The organism is Streptomyces sp. NPDC086554, assembly GCF_040686095.1.
In the GTDB taxonomy this organism is placed as follows: domain Bacteria; phylum Actinomycetota; class Actinomycetes; order Streptomycetales; family Streptomycetaceae; genus Streptomyces.
Map to the genome: position 1 here is coordinate 25,279 of NZ_JBFBJK010000016.1, position 16,054 is coordinate 41,332.

The window sequence follows — 16,054 nt, forward strand, 5'->3', positions numbered from 1 at the left end:
AGGGGCTATCGGGGGTGACGCTCATGACGCGTCCTGTCATGATGTGCCGGTGCAAGCGTCTCAGGGGAATCAGGCAGGCTCGCGGGCGAGCCAGGGAAGGGGCGTCGGCCTGGGGCTCGCCCTCGGTTCGGCGATCGCCTTCGGCGGATCGGGCGTCGCGGCCAAGCCGCTGATCGAGGTGGGCCTCGACCCGCTCCACGTGGTGTGGCTGCGGGTGGCGGGCGCCGCCCTGGTGATGCTGCCCGTCGCCTGGCGCCACCGCGCGCTGGTCCTGCGCAGGCCCGCGCTCCTCCTCGGCTTCGGCCTGCTCGCCGTGGCCGGCGTCCAGGCCTGCTACTTCGCGGCGATCTCCCGCATCCCCGTCGGCGTCGCGCTCCTGGTCGAGTACCTGGCGCCCGCGCTCGTCCTCGGCTGGGTGCGGTTCGTGCAGCGGCGGCCCGTGACGCGCGCGGCCGCGGTCGGCGTGGTGCTCGCGGTCGGCGGGCTCGCCTGTGTCGTCGAGGTGTGGGCCGGGCTGAGCTTCGACGCCGTGGGCCTGCTGCTCGCCCTCGGCGCCGCGTGCTGCCAGGTCGGCTACTTCGTCCTGTCCGACCAGGGCAGCGACGCGGGCGACGAGGCCCCCGATCCGCTCGGCGTCATCGCGTACGGACTGCTCATCGGCGCCGCCGTGCTCACCGTGGTGGCCCGCCCTTGGGGCATGGACTGGTCGGTGCTCGCGGGCAGCGCCGACATGGACGGCTCCTCGGTCCCCGCGTGGGCCCTGATCGGCTGGATCGTGCTGGTGGCGACCGTCATCGCGTACGTCACCGGGGTCCTTTCCGTGCGTCGGCTCTCCCCGCAGGTGGCCGGTGTCGTGGCCTGCCTTGAGGCGGTCATCGCGACCGTCCTCGCCTGGATCATGCTGGGCGAGCATCTGTCGGCGCCGCAGATCATCGGGGGCGCGGTGGTGCTCGCCGGGGCGTTCATCGCCCAGTCGTCCACGCCCGCCAAGCCCCGGCCGGAGCCTGCTGCGAGTGGAGTTCCGGACCCCGATACGCAGTTGTCGTCGACCAGCAGCGCCACCTAGGTTGTGATCATGCATTCGAACGCGCTCGTTCTTCCGCCGCCCGCCGCTTAGGCGCGGGCACTTCCTGGATCACACCCGGCCGGTCGCCGGGTGGAGCGACGCTGCCCGCAGACGGAGACCAGGAACCTTCCTTCTTTCTGCGGAGAACTCGACGTGTCGAATGCTGTCTCCGGCCTGTCCGTCGGACGTGGCCTGTTCTATCTGATCGTCGCCGGTACGGCGTGGGGCACCGCCGGTGCCGCCGCCGCGCTGGTCTTCCGGACCGGCGACATGGGGCCGGTGAGCCTGTCCTTCTGGCGCTGCGTGGGCGGCTTCGCCCTGCTCTTTGCGGCCCGTCTCGTGCGGGGGCGCCGCCGGTCCGCGTCGGCCGCGGGCACCGTGCCGCTGCGCCGCAGGCTGCCGCGGATCGTGGTGACCGGGGTGGCCCTCGCCGTGTTCCAGACCGCCTACTTCGCGTCCGTCGAGTCGACGGGCCTCGCGGTCGGCACGGTCGTCGCGATGGGGTCGGGCCCGGTGCTCATCGCGCTCGGGGCGCGGATCACGATGGGCGAGCGGCTCGGGCTCGGCGGGGTCGTCGCCGTGGCCGGGGCGCTGACCGGTCTGGTGGTGCTCGTCGTCGGGGGTGGTGGCGCCAGTGTGCGGACGGCGGGTGTCGCGTGGGGCCTTGCCTCGGCGGCCGCGTACGCCGTGATGACGCTGCTGACGCGGTGGTGGGGGCGGGACGGCGGCGCCGACTCGTCCGACACGACCATCTGGTCGTTCGCCGTGGTGGCCGTCTGCCTGCTGCCGCTCGCCGCGGTGGAGGGTCTTGTGCCGCACACCGCCGAGCCGGCGCGCATGGGCCTCTATCTGCTGTACATCGCGGCGATCCCGACGGCGGTCGCCTATGCGCTGTACTTCGCGGGTGCCGCGGTCGTGCGGTCCGCGACCGTCTCCGTGATCACGCTGCTCGAGCCGTTGAGCGCCGCGGTGATCGCCGTTGTCCTGCTCGGCGAGGAGCTGACCCTGTCGACCGTCGTCGGCACGCTGCTGATGCTGGGTGCGGTGACTGGGCTCGCGGTTGCGGAGACGCGGGGGGGCGGTGGCGGCCCGGCGCGAGGCGGAGCCGGTGGCGTCCCTGGTGTGAACGCGGCGCGGGGCGCGGCCGATGCGGCCACGCCCCGCGTGCACGGGCTTCAGCGTCGGCGCAGCTGGTGGGCGTGCGCCGCCGCGTCGCGCGTCTCGCCGCGCTCGGCGAGGCCCGCGGCGATCCGGTCCTGGACCTCCGCGGGCTTGTGACTCGCGTACTTGAACTTGGCCCGTACGTCGGTGACTTCGAGGCACAGGCCCCGGATGCCGGAGAGCATGCGGCCGTACGGTGCCTCGCCCACGGCGGCCCGCGCTGATCCGCCCGCCGGCTGGAAGCGGTCGACCTGGCGGTTGAGCAGCTCGGCCTTCTCCTCCGGGGCGTCGACGACGCGGGCGGTGCAGCGGAGTTGGACGGCGGCGTAGAAGCTGGTCGGCACGCCGTGCTCGGGCGGGGTGTCCGGGGGTGCCTGCCACGGGCCGGGCACGTACACGTAGTCGTCCACCACGCTCAGTAGCACTTCGGGATCGGCTTCGAGCGCGGGCCACAGCGGGTTGGGGCGCGCCAGGTGGAGGATCACCCGGCCGTGCGGGCCGTGTTCGGGGTCGTACGCGAAGTGAGTCGGCTGGACGTGCGGGGGCTCTCCTGGCAGGCCGTTCACGGCGAGCTGCCCGAAGTCGTGGGCAGCGAGCCACTGTTGCCATTCGGCGTCGGAGCGCGGCGCGTCCCAGGGGTGGATCAGCATCACAGTTCGATCAGGTAGTCCGGGACCGCGATGCCGGGGGCCAGGTCGTCCGCCGGGATGAGGGGGTCGTGGCCCTTGCGCAGGGGCACTACGCCCGTCCAGTACGGGAGGTCGAGGTCCTCGGGCTCGTCGTTCGGGCCGCCGGTGCGCGCCTTCGCGGACACCTCGGTGAGGTCGAGGCGGAGCACGGCGGTGGCCGCCAGTTCCTTGCCGTTCGCGGGGCGGGAGTCGGCCGAGCGGCCCGGCACGACATGGTCGACGAGCGCGTCGAGCGCGGTGCGCTTCTCCTCGGGGTCCGTGACCTGGTACGCGGTGCCGTGGACCACCACGGAGCGGTAGTTGATCGAGTGGTGGAAGGCCGAGCGGGCCAGGACGAGGCCGTCGACGTGGGTGACCGTCAGGCACACCTGGAGCCCCGGGTCGTCCTGCGGCGCGGCACCGGCCATCCGCAGCGGACGCGAGCCCGTCGAGCCGTGCACGTACAGGGTCTCGCCCACCCGGCCGTACAGCGTCGGCAGGACCACGGGGGCGCCGTCGCGCACGAAGCCGAGATGGCAGACATAGGCCTCGTCGAGTATCGCGTGCACCGACGCGTGGTCGTACGCGGCACGTTCCCGGGCGCGGGTGGGGACGGTGCGGTCGGTCGGCGCGTACGAGGCGGTGTCGGTGGCGGTCTCGATGCCGGGCTCGGATGCGACGCTCATGTTGCCTTCTCCATTGCACTAGTGCATAATCTGCTTTGTGCTAGTAGAGTATCCGATCGAAGGCAAGCGCGCAGCCGAGATCGCGGCCAGCGTGGAGCGCGCGGTGGGTGACGGCGGCCTTGAGCCGGGTCAACTCCTGCCGCCGATGAGGGAGTTGGCGGAGCGGCTCGGGGTGAATCCCAATACGGTGGCCGCCGCCTATCGCACGCTGCGGGAACGGGGCGTCATCGAGACGGCGGGGCGCCGCGGCAGCCGCGTACGGCCCAAGCCCGCGACGACGGTGCGCGAGCTGATCCGCGTGGACGTGCCGTCCGGCGTGCGGGATGTCTCCAACGGCAATCCGGACACGGAGCTGCTGCCCCCGCTCGCCGAGGTGTTCGCGGCCGCCGCGGCGGAGGGCGACCGGCGTCCTGTGCTCTACGGCGAGGCGGCCGTGGACCCGGACATGGAGCGCCACGCGCGCGTGGCCTTCGCCGAGGACGGGGTTCCCGGCGGTCCAGTCGCCGTCACCTCCGGATCGCTCGACGCCATCGAGCGGGTGCTCGCGGCCCATCTCAAGCCCGGCGACGCGGTGGCGGTCGAGGACCCGGGGTGGGGCAGCCTGCTGGATCTGGTGCCCGTGCTCGGGCTGCGCACGGTCCCCGTGGGGGTCGACGACGAGGGGCCGCTGCCCGCGGATGTGGAGCAGGCGCTGCGCGGCGGCGCCCGCGCGCTCATCGTCACCGACCGCGCCCAGAATCCGACGGGCGCCGCGATCAGCGCCCCACGCGCGCGTGCGCTGCGAAAAGTTCTGGCAGCGCACAAGGATGTGCTGCTCATCGAGGACGACCACGGCCACGGCATCGTCGACCTGCCGCTGCACCCGCTGGCGGGTGTGACACGGAGTTGGGCGTTCGTCCGTTCCACGGCCAAGGCGTACGGCCCCGACCTGCGCCTCGCCGTGCTCACCGGGGACCCCGTGACCGTTGACCGCCTCCAGGGGCGGCAGCGGCTCGGCCCCGGGTGGGTGAGCCATCTGTCGCAGCGGGCCGTGGTGCGGCTGTGGGAGGACGGGGCGGTGGAAGCCGCCGAGGTGGCGGCGTCGTACGGGAGGCGGCGTGACGCGCTGATCGCCGGGCTCGCGGCGCGGGGTGTCGTGGCGCACGGGCGCAGCGGCATGAACGTCTGGGTGCCCGTGCCGGACGAGACCGGTGCGGTCGCCAGGCTGCTGCACGCGGGGTGGGCCGTCGCCCCGGGGGCGCGGTTCCGGATGAACGCGCGGCCCGGGGTGCGGATCACGGTCTCGACACTCGGCGACGACGACATCGAGGCCGTGGCGGACGCCGTCGCCTCCGCAGCCGGGCCCGCTCCCGCGCGGCGTTACGAGTGACGCGGCGTCACGAGCGCTCGGGCCGGGGCGACTTGCGGCTGGCCCGGTCCGGCGCGCGGTCCCTCGGGCGGGACTGGGTGAGGGCCGCGCCCGCCAGGACGATCACCGCGCCGACCGGCGTCGACCAGCTCAGGGACTCGCCGAGCACGGCAACGCCCGCGGCGGTGGCGATGACCGGGATGAAGTAGGTGACCATCTGGGCGGTCGTCGGCCCGACTTCGGAGACCAGGCCGTACTGGATCAGGAAGGCCAGGCCGGTGCCGAGCGCGCCCAGGGCCACGATCGCCAGGAGCGGCACGACCGGGAAGTGCGTGGGAAAGGACGTGAACAGCGGGGTCACCACGGCCAGTTCGACGGTCGCGACCAGCAACTGCGCGCCGGACAGGGAGAGATTGGAGTGGCCGGAACCGGCCAGCGTGCGCCGGACATAGATCCAGCCGATCGGGTAGCTGAGCGAGGCGAGCAGCGCCATCGCCGTGCCGCCGAAGTCCAGGCCGCTGAAGCCCTGCCAGGCGCCGAGCACCGTCAGCACGCCGAAGAAGCCGATGCCAAGGCCCGCGACCCTGCGCCGCGTCGGGCGGTCCTCGGAGAGCGCGACCAGGGAGAGGGCCATGCCCCACAGGGGCGACGTCGCGTTGCAGATCCCGGCAAGCGTGGACGGGATGGTCAGCTCCGCGTACGCGAACAGCGAGAACGGCAGGGCGTTGAGCAGCAACGCCGAGACCGTCAGATGCCCCCACGTCCGGGCCCCGCGCGGCAGCCGCTCGCGCTTCACGACGAGCACGGCCGCCACGACGGCCGTGCCGAACACGAGCCGCCCCAGGGTGACTTGGAAGGGCGCGTACCCCTCCGTGCCGACCTTGATGAGCAGAAAGCTGAAGCCCCAGATCAGCGAGAGGACGCCGAAGCGCACATGCCAGCCGAGGGCGCGGCGGCGCCGGGGCGGGGCGGGGGAGTGGGCCGACGACGCGGCCGTGACGGGAGTGGTGGCGACGCTCATGTACGCCACGATGGGTGCAGTCCATCTCGTAGCACAAGCGAGATTAAGTTCCTGGTATCGCGTAGCATTGCTTACATGTTGAACCTGGAGCGCCTGCGCACCCTCGACGCACTCGCCCGGCACGGCTCGGTCAGCGGGGCCGCGGCCGGGCTGCACGTCACCACGTCGGCGGTCTCGCAGCAGATGACCAAGCTGGAGCGCGAGGTGGGCCAGCAGCTGCTCGCCAAGAACGGCCGGGGCGTGCGCCTCACCGACGCCGGACGGCTGCTCGCCGACCACGCCGCGCGCATCCTCTCCCAGGTCGAGCTCGCCCAGTCCGACCTGGAGGAGCAGCGGGGCAAGGCAGTTGGCGAGCTGCGGCTCGCGGCGTTCCCCACCGCGATGCGAGGCCTGCTGCCCGCCACGCTCTCCGTGCTGCGCACCGACCACCCCGGACTGCGCGTCAGCTCCCAGGAGTTGGAGCCGCAGCCCGGAGTCGCCGCCGTGGTGCGCGGCGACATCGACATGGCGGTCGTCCTCGACTGGTACAACAAGCCGCTGCCGATGCCCGAAGGCCTGGTCAAGGCGCCCCTCCTCGACGACCCCGCCGATGTCGCGATGCCGGCCGCGCATCCCCTCGCCGACCGCGCCGAAGTGGACCTCGACGAGTTCGCGGACGACGAGTGGATCACCTGGGCCGAGGGGGAGTTCTGCCATGAGTGGCTGATGTTCACCCTGCGCGCCAAGGGCATCGAGCCGCGCATCGCGCACCGCGCGGAGGAGCATCACACCCAGCTCGCCCTGGTGGCCGCGGGCCTCGGCGTCTGCGTGGCACCGCAGTTGGGGCGCGACCCGATGCCGGCCGGCGTCAGGGCGGTCCCGGTGCGCCATCGCGTACGGCGTCATGTGTACGTGGTGTGGCGCGCGGACGCGGACCGGCGCCCGTCGATCAGGGCGGCGGTGGAGGCACTTCAGGGGGTGGGGGCGGGACTGCGCTAGCGGGCGGGGCTAGAGCTGCGCCAGCTTCCGGAAGTCCCAAGAGGAGATCGCGTCCGGCGTAAGCCGGATCCACGCGTGCTTTCCGTCGTACGGCATCGAGTCCATCCCGAAGTGCTTCTGGGCGAACAGCCGCTCGGGGGCGTCGAGTTCGGGGCACGGCTCGCCCGTGCGCGGCGCCTCGCCGACGAAAGCCGCCGTCCCGGAAAGCTCCGCGCCCCGCAGCTCCGCGTACTCCACACCCGTGTCGATCACCGCGGCGATCCGCTGATCGCGCCGCAGATCCGCCCAGCGCTTGCTGCGGGTGATCGAGAACAGCCACAGGGACGTGCCGTCCCACGCGAACCAGAGGGCGCTGACGTGCGGGGCGCCGTCGCCGGACACGGTCGCGACCCGGCAGGTGCGTTCCGTGGAGAGGAACTCGTCGAGCTCGCCCGGCGACATCATGATCCTGCGGCCCCGGCGCTGTGTGACGGCCATGCGTCCTCCGTACATCCGTAGCTGATGCATCTCTTGGCTGATGGTGCGTCAGGGAAGAAGGATGCGGTCTCTTCCGTCGTGACGCAATGGCCGCTAGCCTCCGCGCATCCCGGACAGCGACAGGGCGACAGCGACAGGGCGACAGAGCGACAGGGGAAACCATGCCGTCGTACGAACAGCTCAGGGAACTCCTCGACCCCGCCACCACCGTGCTGATGACCGTCGAGTGCCAGCAGGGCGTCGTGGGGACGGAGAGCGCGCTGCCCGAACTCGCCAAGGAGGCAAGGGAGTCGGGCGCCATCGGCAATGTCGCGCGGCTCGTCTCCGCGGCCCACCAGGCCGGGACCCAGGTCCTGCACGCCGTCGCCGAGCGGCGCCCCGACGGGCGGGGCGCCAACCACAACGCGCGGCTCTTCCGCGCCGCGGGCCGGCTGCCCGTGCAGCAGCTCTCCGGGACCAGGGCCGTACGCATCGCACCGCCCATCGAGGTGTCCGAAGAGGACTTCATCGTGCGGCGGTTGCACGGTCTTTCGCCCATCGCGGGCACGGATGTCGACCCGCTGCTGCGCAACCTGGGGTGCCGCACGCTCCTGGTGACCGGAGTCTCGGCGAACGTGGCGATCCCGAACTCCGTCTTCGATGCCGTGAACCTCGGATACACCGCCGTCGTGCCCGCTGACGCCATCGCGGGCGTCCCCGCCGACTACACCCCCGCGATGATCCGCAACACGCTCTCCCTGGTCGCCACCGTCACCACCACCGAGGACGTCCTCGGCGTCTGGAAGCGCCGGCGGCCCGGCGTTTGACAGGTGACGGCCACGCGTCTGTAATGGGGCGCGTGCCGCGTGGCACCGGCCAAAGAGCAGTGGGCAGGCCGGATGCCGGGCGAGCACCTTCACTCAGGGACGTGTCATGAGTTCGTACTCCGCATCCCGTATCTGACGCGCCGTATCTGACGCGAGCGCGTCGACCGACGTACTGACGCAAGCGCATCAATCGCGCTCGGCGTCCCCCTCCCTTTCCTCGTCCTGCGCGGACGCATGTCCTGTCGTCCTGCGCGGACTTCACCTTCTTGCCTGGAGAGTCACCTCAGCATGCCCACGTCGTTCAACCAGTCCGTCATCGAAGAGTTCCGAGCCAACGGGGGGAAGGTCGGTGGCCCCTTCGAAGGCGGCGATCTCCTCCTGCTCACCACCACCGGCGCCAAGTCGGGGGAGCGGACCACCGCCCCTCTCGGCTATGTGCGCGTCGACGACCTGCTGCTCGTCGTCGGGTCCAACCTCGGCTCGCCACGCCACCCCGCCTGGTACCACAACCTGCTCGCCCACCCCGGGGTCGGCGTGGAGATCGGCGGCGAGGAGTTCGAAGCGATCGCCGTCCCCGCCGAAGGAGAGCGCCGTGACCGGCTCTTCCGGCGTGTCGTCGAAGCCGTGCCCGGATACGCCGACTACCAGGAGCGGACCACCAGGATCCTGCCGGTCGTGGCCCTGGAGCGCTCCGAACCCGCCCCGGGTGAAGGGCCCCGTGAGGTCACAAGCCTCGCCGACAAGATCCTGGAGATCCACACCTGGCTGCGCCATCAACTGCGGCACGTGAGCGCCGAGACCGACGCCCACTTCGCCGCACGGGCGGCCCACCAGGGGCCCGGCGAGCCGCCCGCGCCCGGCCTCGGGCTGCAGATCCGGCAGCACTGCCTGGCGTTCTGCCAGACCCTGGAGTTCCACCACACCAGCGAGGACGGCCATGTCTTCCCCGTGGTCGCACACCACCATCCGCATCTTCGGGAGGCCATGGACCGCATCCAGGAGGAACACCGCACGGTGGCGCGCATCCAGGACGACCTTGTCGCCCTGCTCGCCGACGTCGGGACGGCCGACCCCGAGCACTTCCGGGCCGAACTGGCCCGGATGTCCAAGGAGTTGCTGGCCCACCTCGACTACGAGGAAGGGATCGTGCTCCCGCTCCTCGCCGACATTCCGTGGCCGCCGGCGCCGCCCGCCTCCTAGGGCCTGTCCGATGGGTCGGGCCGGTCTTCGCGCCGGGTGCCGATTCAGCAGGGCCGAGCGGGCCCTGGTGCGTGCAGCTGCAAGGCGGAGGAGGGCGACAACGCGGAGCGTTGGCAACCGACGACAACGCGGCAGATGTGCGTGCCAGGGGTCGCGACCCCGGCAGGACCCATCAGACAGGCCCTAGGCCAGTTTGATGGAGTCCCCGTCCACGCTGATCTCGGTGGCGGGCAGCGGGGCGGGGGCGGGTGACGCCTTCACGCTGCCGTCGGTGATGTCGAACTTGCTGCCGTGACAAGGGCAGTTGATGGTGCCGCCTTCGACGCTCGTCACCGGGCACTGCTTGTGTGTGCAGCGGTTCGAGAAGGCCTTGAACTCGCCCTTCGTCGGCTGGGTCACCACCACCCCCTCGGCCTTGAAGATCTTGCCGCCGCCCACGGGGATCTCCGACGTCTTGGCGAGCACCGCACCGCCGGCGCCACCGGACGACCCCGCACCGTCCGGGGACTCCTTCTCGGCCGGTGCGGAGTCGTCCGCGCCGTACTGGTCGGAACTGTCGTCGCTGTCGCCGCAGGCGGTGAGGGCGGCGGCAAGACTGACGGCACCCGCGGCGGCGACGACGGAACGACGGGAGGGAGCGGGCAGGGAATTCCTGGAAACGGTCATGCCAGGTGGTACGAGGCCGCGCCGCGCCGTGTTCAAAGGCTCAAGCACTTCTTGCGCGACCCGCGTTCGCACCGGCATGAAGGCCCGTATGCACACCGGCATTAACCTGGGGCAATGCTCACCGAAGTCACCGCGGTCCGCTACGCGACGCCCCTGCGGGAGGGCGGATCGCTCCCCGGCCTCGTCGAGGCGGTCGACGACGAGGGAACGTACGCCGCGTACGTCATGAAGTTCACCGGCGCCGGACAGGGCCGCAAGACACTCGTCGCCGAGGTCATCTGCGGGCAGCTCGCGCGCGCCCTCGGCCTGCGGGTGCCGCGCCTGACCCGGATCCGGCTCGACCCCGTGATCGGCCTCGGCGAACCCGAGCAGCAGGTGCAGGAGCTGCTCAAGGCGAGCGGCGGCCTGAACCTGGGGATGGACTTCCTGTCGGGCGCGCTCGGCTTCGACCCGCTCGGGTACGCGGTGGATCCGGCCGAGGCCGGCCGCGTCGTGTGGTTCGACGCGCTGATCAACAACGTCGACCGTTCCTGGCGCAACCCGAACATGCTGGTCAAGCACGGCGATCTCTGGCTCATCGACCACGGCGCGAGCATGATCTGGCACCACAACTGGCGCACCGCCGAGACCGCCGCCGCCAAGCCGTACGACGCGTCCGACCACGCCCTTGCTCCCTTCCGGCCCGACGTCGCCGCGGCCGCCGCCGAGCTCGCGCCGCTGGTCACCGAGGAAATCCTCGCGGCGGCCGCCGCCGACGTACCCGACGAGTGGCTGGTGGACGAGCCGGGCTTCGAGGACCCGGACGCCGTGCGCCGCGCCTATGTGGCGGCGCTGCTGCCGCGAGCCAAGACCATTCACGAACGGATCGATCTCCCCGAGCCGCACCGGAAGGGGCGCACCCAGTGACCGAGCGGGATGTCTTCGAGTACGCGCTGGTGCGGGTCGTGCCGCGGGTGGAGCGCGGCGAGCAGTTCAACGCGGGGGTCGTGCTCTACTGCCGCGCCAAATCCTTCGTGGCCGCCCGTACGCATCTGGACGAGGACAAGCTGCGGGCCCTCGACCCGAAGGCCGACGTGGGCGGCGTACGGGCCGCCCTTGCCGCCGTCGAGCGGATCTGCGCGGGCGGTGAAGGCGCGGGTCAGGCCGAGCGGGACGATGCGGGGCGGCGCTTTCGGTGGCTGATCGCGCCGCGCTCGACCGTCGTCCAGCCGGGGCCGGTGCACACCGGACTCACCGCCGATCCGGGCGCAGAGCTGGACCGGCTGCTCGACCTCCTGGTGAGGTAAAGAATCACAGGCCCGGTGTGCCGTTGACACCGGGTGCCAGGGCTTCTAGCGTCTCGTTCAGCTGAAGGTACTAAGCGGTCGCTCACCATTGGGGCGTACCGTAGAGCCGCATCCCAAGGGCGAGGAGAACCAGCATGTCCACCACTGAGCAGCGCGTCGCGGTCGTGACCGGAGCAGCGCGAGGCATCGGCGCGGCGACCGCCGTGCGCCTGGCCGTCGAGGGCCGCGCCGTCGCGGTGATCGACCTCGACGAGGCCGCCTGCAAGGACACCGTCGCGCAGATCACCGGCGCCGGTGGCCGGGCGATCGCCGTCGGCTGCGACGTGTCCGACGAGGCGCAGGTCGAGGCCGCCATCGAGCGCATCGCCCAGGAGCTCGGCGCGCCCACGATCCTCGTGAACAACGCCGGTGTGCTCCGCGACAACCTGCTCTTCAAGATGAGCGCCGGAGACTGGGACACGGTCATGAACGTGCACCTGCGCGGCGCGTTCCTGATGTCCCGCGCGATCCAGAAGCACATGGTGGACGCCAAGTTCGGCCGGATCGTGAACCTCTCCTCGTCCTCCGCGCTCGGCAACCGCGGCCAGGTCAACTACGCGGCGGCCAAGGCCGGTCTGCAGGGCTTCACCAAGACCCTCGCCAAGGAGCTCGGCAAGTTCGGCGTCACCGCCAACTCGGTCGCCCCCGGCTTCATCGTCACCGAGATGACCAAGGCCACCGCCGACCGCGTCGGCATGGGCTTCGAGGACTTCCAGGCCGCGGCCGCCAGCCAGATCCCGGTGCAGCGCGTGGGCCGCCCCGAGGACATCGCCAACGCCATCGCCTTCTTCACCGGCGACGCCGCGGGCTTTGTCTCCGGCCAGGTCATGTACGTGGCCGGCGGCCCGCTCAACTAGCCCGGAGGGATGTCGAGATGGCAGTGCAGGACAGTGGAAAGGCCGCGCTCGTCACGGGCGCGAGCCGCGGCATCGGCTACGGCATCGCCGAGGCGCTCGTCGCCCGCGGTGACCGCGTCTGCATCACCGGACGGGGCGAGGAAGCCCTCAAGGAGGCCGTCGAGAAGCTCGGCGCCGACCGGGTGATCGGCGTCGCGGGCAAGGCCCACGACGAGGCCCACCAGGCGGTCGCCGTCGAGCGCGCCATGGAGGCCTTCGGGCGGGTCGACTTCTTGATCAACAACGCCGGTACGAACCCGGTGTTCGGGCCGATCGCGGAGCTCGACCTCAATGTGGCGCGCAAGGTCTTCGAGACCAATGTGATCTCGGCGCTCGGTTTCGCCCAGCAGACCTGGAAGGCCTGGCAGAGCGAGAACGGCGGCGCGATCGTGAACATCGCCTCCGTCGCCGGCGTCTCCGCATCGCCGTTCATCGGCGCGTACGGGATGAGCAAGGCCGCCATGGTCAACCTCACCCTGCAGCTGGCGCACGAGTTCGCGCCCAAGGTCCGGGTCAATTCGATCGCGCCCGCCGTGGTCAAGACCAAGTTCGCGCAGGCACTCTACGAGGGCCGTGAGGAGGAGGCCGCCGCCGCGTACCCGCTGGGGCGGCTCGGTGTGCCCGAGGACATCGGCGGCGCCGCCGCCTTCCTCACCTCGAGCCAGTCCGACTGGATCACGGGCCAGACACTCGTGGTCGATGGGGGCATCTTCCTCAATGCGGGCGTCGGCTGACGAAGCCCTCGAAACCGCTGCGTACACCGCTTATAGGGACGTACATACGCATCAAGTACCCCGTCGGCGCCGCAAGTTGGCCCGGCGGGGCATTGCGATATTGTCTCCCGACCCATGGCATGGCCGATCGAGGAGCGTGCGCGTGTTCAGTGAAGTTCGCCCGGTGGTGGCGGCGGGTCTTCGAGGCCCTGCCGGACTGTCCCGCCGGGGCCTGCGGCCGGCCGCGGGACTGCTGTCGATATCCCTGCTCGCAGGGTGCGGAGTGATCTCGTCCGACGGTGAGGACGAGGAGCAGCAGATCACCGTCGGCACCATGAGTGCCCCCAGCACTCTCGACCCGGCGGCCGCCTGGGACAGCTCCTGGGAGCTGTACCGGAACGTCTTCCAGACGCTGCTGAGCTTCCCGACCGGGGCCGCGGAGCCCGAGCCGGACGCAGCCCGGTCCTGCAAGTTCGCCGATGCGTCCAACACCGTCTTCACCTGCGAACTGCGCGAGGATCAGAAGTTCTCCAACGGTCACAAGCTCGACGCGAAGGCCGTCAAGTTCACCTTCGACCGGATGCGGCGCATCGACGTGGAGGGCGGGCCCGCGGGTCTGCTCGGCTCGCTCGACAAGGTCGAGACGAAGGGTGACCGGACGGTCACATTCCGGCTCAAGAAGTCGGACGCCACCTTCCCGTTCGTGCTCGCGACGCCGGCCATGTCGATCGTCGACCCCGCGGAGTACCCGGCCGACAAGCTCCGTGCGGGCAACGAGATCGCCGGATCGGGGCCGTACGCCCTGGAGTCGTACAAGCCCGGCGAACGGGCGGAGCTGGTCAAGAACGACTACTACGACGGCTCGGCGGACCGCAAGAACGACGCCGTCACGATCCGTTACTTCAAGAAGTCGTCCGCCATGGTGTCCGCCCTCAAGAACAAGCAGATCGACGTGACCTTCCGTGGCCTCGCGTCCCAGGACATCGTCGAGATGCAGGGCAAGCACCGGCGCGAGGGCATCCAGCTGGTCGAGGGCGCGGGCACCGAGATCCGCTACCTGGTCTTCAACCCCGACGACCCCTGGGCCAGGAAGAAGCCGGTACGCCAGGCCTTCGCCCAGGTCATCGACCGCGGGGCGATCGCCCACAAGATCTACCAGGACACCGTCGAACCGCTGTACTCGATGGTCCCCCAGGGGCTGACCGGGCACGGCACCGGCTTCTTCGACGACTACGGAGACCCCAGCACGGACAAGGCAAAGGAGATCCTGCGGAAGGCGGGCATCACCGCGCCGGTGCCGCTCACGCTCTGGTACACGACCGACCGCTACGGCTCGGCCACCGCACCCGAGTTCGCCGAGATCAAGCGGCAGCTCGAGGCGTCCGGCCTGTTCAAGATCACGCTCAAGAGCCGTCCCTGGACGGAGTTCGACGCGGGCACCAAGAAGGGCGAGTACCCGGTCTTCGGCCGTGGCTGGTTCCCCGACTTCCCCGACGCGGAGAACTTCATCGCGCCGTTCGTCGGCGAGAAGAACGTGCTCAACACGCCTTATCCGGTACCGGAGATCACCGACGAGGTCCTGCCGCACTCGCGCCGTGAGGCCGACCGGGGCGCCGTGGCCGACGACTTCGAGCGGGCGCAGCAGCTCCTCGTCGACGACGCGCGGCTGCTTCCGCTGTGGCAGGGCAAGCAGTACATCATGGCGAGCGAGGAGATCGCGGGCGGCGAGCGCGCCCTCGACCCCTCGGCGATCATGATGATGTGGGAGCTGCAGCGCAAGACCAGCTGGTAAGCGCAAGGCCGGCCGGCAGTGGTGGCGGGCAGCAGGGTGATCGGATCGATTGTCAGTGGTCGCCGGTAGGTTCTGTGGTGAGAAGTGACCGCACACCGGAGGTTGTTGACGTGACCGACATCGCCATGCTGCCCGCGTCCTGGCGCGGAGTCCTCGGCGAGGAGCTGCAGAAGCCCTACTTCAAGGAGCTCACCGAGTTCGTCGAGGAAGAGCGGGAGAAAGGTCCCGTCTACCCTCCGCGCGACGAGGTTTTCGCCGCCCTGGACGCGACGCCGTACGAGGATGTCAAGGTGCTCATCCTCGGCCAGGACCCGTACCACGGCGAAGGACAGGGCCACGGCCTCTGCTTCTCCGTGCGGCCCGGCGTGAAGACCCCGCCCTCGCTGCGGAACATCTACAAGGAGATGAAGGAAGAGCTCGGCCATCCGGTGCCGGACAACGGCTATCTGATGCCGTGGGCCGAGCAGGGCGTCCTGCTCCTGAACGCGGTGCTCACGGTCCGCGCCGGCGAGGCCAACTCCCACAAGGGCAAGGGCTGGGAGAAGTTCACGGACGCCGTGATCCGCGCGGTGGCCGAACGCCCCGACCCGGCCGTCTTCGTCCTGTGGGGCAACTACGCCCAGAAGAAGCTCCCGCTCATCGACGAGGAGCGGCACGTCGTGGTGAAGGGCGCGCACCCCTCGCCGCTCTCCGCGAAGAAGTTCTTCGGCTCGCACCCCTTCACCCAGATCGACAAGGCGGTGGCGGCGCAGGGGCACGAGCCGATCGACTGGCGCATCCCGGACATCGGCTGAGCTCAGCCGATGTCGTACGTGAAGGTGTACGGCACGGTGGAGTCGCCGTGCCGCGCCGTGAACGAACCGGTGCCGGTGAGGCCCGCCAACTCGCCCGATCCCGAGCCGGGTTGGACGGTGACGGTGCAGGTGATGCCGTCGGCGCCGAAGGTGCCGCGCTGCTCCAGGACGAAGGAGCCCTCGCGGCCGCCGACGGTCCCTTCGATGAACTCGTAGCCGACGAAGGCGCCGGTGGCCTCGCCGGTGTACACGAGGGCGTACTCGCACGACGTGCCGGTGGCCTCGATGGCGCCGGTGAAGTCGTTGGTGACGGCGGCGTGCGCGATGCGTGCGCCGCCGTCGCTGCCTGCGACCGGCTTCTCGTCCCAGTTGGTGAACGTGAAGGCGCCGGTGGTGGTGGTCGTCGTCGTGTCGTCGGCTGTGGCGTTCGTCGTCATGAGAGGAGCCTGTCACCGGT

At 70.9% G+C, this 16,054-nt stretch carries 17 protein-coding genes and 1 pseudogene; 12 read left to right on the forward strand and 6 right to left on the reverse strand.

The genetic code is table 11. The annotated features are described in order from the left end of the window. The first annotated feature begins 43 nt into the window (after nt 1-43). A complete protein-coding gene (locus AB0O76_RS25640) occupies nt 44-1,066 on the forward strand; it encodes an EamA family transporter (protein ID WP_365495702.1) in 1,023 nt (340 codons plus the stop codon). A 153-nt stretch (nt 1,067-1,219) separates the two neighbouring features. Then, nucleotides 1,220-2,140: pseudogene (locus AB0O76_RS25645) on the forward strand (DMT family transporter); the annotation flags it as partial. Between the two features lie 101 nt (nt 2,141-2,241). On the opposite strand, the gene AB0O76_RS25650 reads toward AB0O76_RS25645, so the two are convergent. Then, nucleotides 2,242-2,877 carry an FMN-binding negative transcriptional regulator gene (locus AB0O76_RS25650; RefSeq protein WP_365495705.1) on the reverse strand — a complete coding sequence of 212 codons (636 nt, stop codon included), beginning with the start codon at nt 2,875-2,877 and terminating at the stop codon, nt 2,242-2,244. After that, nucleotides 2,877-3,581, reverse strand: a complete 705-nt coding sequence (locus AB0O76_RS25655) for a pyridoxamine 5'-phosphate oxidase family protein (protein WP_365495708.1) — start codon at nt 3,579-3,581, stop codon at nt 2,877-2,879. The genes AB0O76_RS25650 and AB0O76_RS25655 overlap by 1 nt, the downstream gene beginning before the upstream one ends. A gap of 37 nt (nt 3,582-3,618) precedes the next feature. Between AB0O76_RS25655 and AB0O76_RS25660 the strand changes: the two genes are divergently transcribed. Continuing rightward, nucleotides 3,619-4,950 (forward strand): aminotransferase class I/II-fold pyridoxal phosphate-dependent enzyme, encoded by a 1,332-nt coding sequence (locus tag AB0O76_RS25660; protein ID WP_365495711.1) that lies wholly within the window; start codon nt 3,619-3,621, stop codon nt 4,948-4,950. A 7-nt stretch (nt 4,951-4,957) separates the two neighbouring features. On the opposite strand, the gene AB0O76_RS25665 is transcribed toward AB0O76_RS25660, so the two are convergent. Further along, the gene (locus AB0O76_RS25665) at nt 4,958-5,950 is read right to left on the reverse strand and encodes a DMT family transporter (RefSeq protein WP_365495713.1); all 993 of its coding nucleotides are present in this window, start codon (nt 5,948-5,950) and stop codon (nt 4,958-4,960) included. A gap of 75 nt (nt 5,951-6,025) precedes the next feature. On the opposite strand from AB0O76_RS25665, the gene AB0O76_RS25670 reads away from it, so the two are divergent. Next, the gene (locus AB0O76_RS25670) at nt 6,026-6,928 is read left to right on the forward strand and encodes a LysR family transcriptional regulator (protein ID WP_365495716.1); all 903 of its coding nucleotides are present in this window, start codon (nt 6,026-6,028) and stop codon (nt 6,926-6,928) included. Between the two features lie 9 nt (nt 6,929-6,937). On the opposite strand, the gene AB0O76_RS25675 is transcribed toward AB0O76_RS25670, so the two are convergent. Continuing rightward, nucleotides 6,938-7,405, reverse strand: a complete 468-nt coding sequence (locus AB0O76_RS25675) for a pyridoxamine 5'-phosphate oxidase family protein (RefSeq protein ID WP_365495719.1) — start codon at nt 7,403-7,405, stop codon at nt 6,938-6,940. A gap of 161 nt (nt 7,406-7,566) precedes the next feature. Here AB0O76_RS25675 and AB0O76_RS25680 point away from each other — a divergent pair, with 161 nt between their 5' ends. Both AB0O76_RS25680 and AB0O76_RS25685 read left to right on the forward strand, forming a co-directional pair. Next, nucleotides 7,567-8,211 (forward strand): cysteine hydrolase, encoded by a 645-nt coding sequence (locus AB0O76_RS25680; protein WP_365495722.1) that lies wholly within the window; start codon nt 7,567-7,569, stop codon nt 8,209-8,211. Nucleotides 8,212-8,499: 288 nt separating this feature from the next. Next, nucleotides 8,500-9,411, forward strand: a complete 912-nt coding sequence (locus AB0O76_RS25685; protein ID WP_365495724.1) for a nitroreductase/quinone reductase family protein — start codon at nt 8,500-8,502, stop codon at nt 9,409-9,411. 183 nt (nt 9,412-9,594) lie between these two features. Here AB0O76_RS25685 and AB0O76_RS25690 read toward each other — a convergent pair whose 3' ends face one another. Next, the gene (locus AB0O76_RS25690; protein ID WP_365495727.1) at nt 9,595-10,077 is read right to left on the reverse strand and encodes a Rieske (2Fe-2S) protein; all 483 of its coding nucleotides are present in this window, start codon (nt 10,075-10,077) and stop codon (nt 9,595-9,597) included. 114 nt (nt 10,078-10,191) lie between these two features. On the opposite strand from AB0O76_RS25690, the gene AB0O76_RS25695 reads away from it, so the two are divergent. The 6 genes from AB0O76_RS25695 (at nt 10,192) to ung (ending at nt 15,597) form a co-directional block, all read left to right on the forward strand. Further along, nucleotides 10,192-10,983, forward strand: a complete 792-nt coding sequence (locus tag AB0O76_RS25695; protein ID WP_365495729.1) for a HipA family kinase — start codon at nt 10,192-10,194, stop codon at nt 10,981-10,983. Beyond that, nucleotides 10,980-11,363 carry a DUF3037 domain-containing protein gene (locus AB0O76_RS25700; RefSeq protein ID WP_365495732.1) on the forward strand — a complete coding sequence of 128 codons (384 nt, stop codon included), beginning with the start codon at nt 10,980-10,982 and terminating at the stop codon, nt 11,361-11,363. The genes AB0O76_RS25695 and AB0O76_RS25700 overlap by 4 nt, the downstream gene beginning before the upstream one ends. A gap of 134 nt (nt 11,364-11,497) precedes the next feature. After that, the gene (fabG, locus tag AB0O76_RS25705; protein ID WP_365495735.1) at nt 11,498-12,259 is read left to right on the forward strand and encodes a 3-oxoacyl-ACP reductase FabG; all 762 of its coding nucleotides are present in this window, start codon (nt 11,498-11,500) and stop codon (nt 12,257-12,259) included. A gap of 17 nt (nt 12,260-12,276) precedes the next feature. Continuing rightward, entirely contained in the window at nt 12,277-13,032 is a 756-nt protein-coding gene (locus tag AB0O76_RS25710; RefSeq protein WP_365495738.1) for an SDR family oxidoreductase, read from the forward strand. Nucleotides 13,033-13,228: 196 nt separating this feature from the next. After that, nucleotides 13,229-14,803: an ABC transporter substrate-binding protein gene (locus tag AB0O76_RS25715; RefSeq protein WP_365495969.1), complete on the forward strand. Its 1,575-nt coding sequence runs from the start codon at nt 13,229-13,231 to the stop codon at nt 14,801-14,803. Between the two features lie 110 nt (nt 14,804-14,913). Beyond that, nucleotides 14,914-15,597, forward strand: a complete 684-nt coding sequence (ung, locus tag AB0O76_RS25720) for a uracil-DNA glycosylase (RefSeq protein WP_365495741.1) — start codon at nt 14,914-14,916, stop codon at nt 15,595-15,597. A gap of 2 nt (nt 15,598-15,599) precedes the next feature. On the opposite strand, the gene AB0O76_RS25725 is transcribed toward ung, so the two are convergent. Continuing rightward, a complete protein-coding gene (locus AB0O76_RS25725) occupies nt 15,600-16,034 on the reverse strand; it encodes a DUF3224 domain-containing protein (protein ID WP_365495744.1) in 435 nt (144 codons plus the stop codon). Nucleotides 16,035-16,054 lie beyond the last annotated feature (20 nt).

Coding starts and splice junctions, on each gene's coding strand:
- AB0O76_RS25675 (WP_365495719.1), bottom strand. CDS start 7,405: ATGGCCGTCACACAGCGCCGGGGCCGCAGGATCATGATGTCGCCGGGC.
- AB0O76_RS25680 (WP_365495722.1), top strand. CDS start 7,567: ATGCCGTCGTACGAACAGCTCAGGGAACTCCTCGACCCCGCCACCACC.
- AB0O76_RS25695 (WP_365495729.1), top strand. CDS start 10,192: ATGCTCACCGAAGTCACCGCGGTCCGCTACGCGACGCCCCTGCGGGAG.
- fabG (WP_365495735.1), top strand. CDS start 11,498: ATGTCCACCACTGAGCAGCGCGTCGCGGTCGTGACCGGAGCAGCGCGA.
- AB0O76_RS25690 (WP_365495727.1), bottom strand. CDS start 10,077: ATGACCGTTTCCAGGAATTCCCTGCCCGCTCCCTCCCGTCGTTCCGTC.
- AB0O76_RS25670 (WP_365495716.1), top strand. CDS start 6,026: ATGTTGAACCTGGAGCGCCTGCGCACCCTCGACGCACTCGCCCGGCAC.
- AB0O76_RS25725 (WP_365495744.1), bottom strand. CDS start 16,034: ATGACGACGAACGCCACAGCCGACGACACGACGACGACCACCACCACC.
- AB0O76_RS25665 (WP_365495713.1), bottom strand. CDS start 5,950: ATGAGCGTCGCCACCACTCCCGTCACGGCCGCGTCGTCGGCCCACTCC.
- AB0O76_RS25710 (WP_365495738.1), top strand. CDS start 12,277: ATGGCAGTGCAGGACAGTGGAAAGGCCGCGCTCGTCACGGGCGCGAGC.
- AB0O76_RS25650 (WP_365495705.1), bottom strand. CDS start 2,877: ATGCTGATCCACCCCTGGGACGCGCCGCGCTCCGACGCCGAATGGCAA.
- AB0O76_RS25655 (WP_365495708.1), bottom strand. CDS start 3,581: ATGAGCGTCGCATCCGAGCCCGGCATCGAGACCGCCACCGACACCGCC.
- AB0O76_RS25685 (WP_365495724.1), top strand. CDS start 8,500: ATGCCCACGTCGTTCAACCAGTCCGTCATCGAAGAGTTCCGAGCCAAC.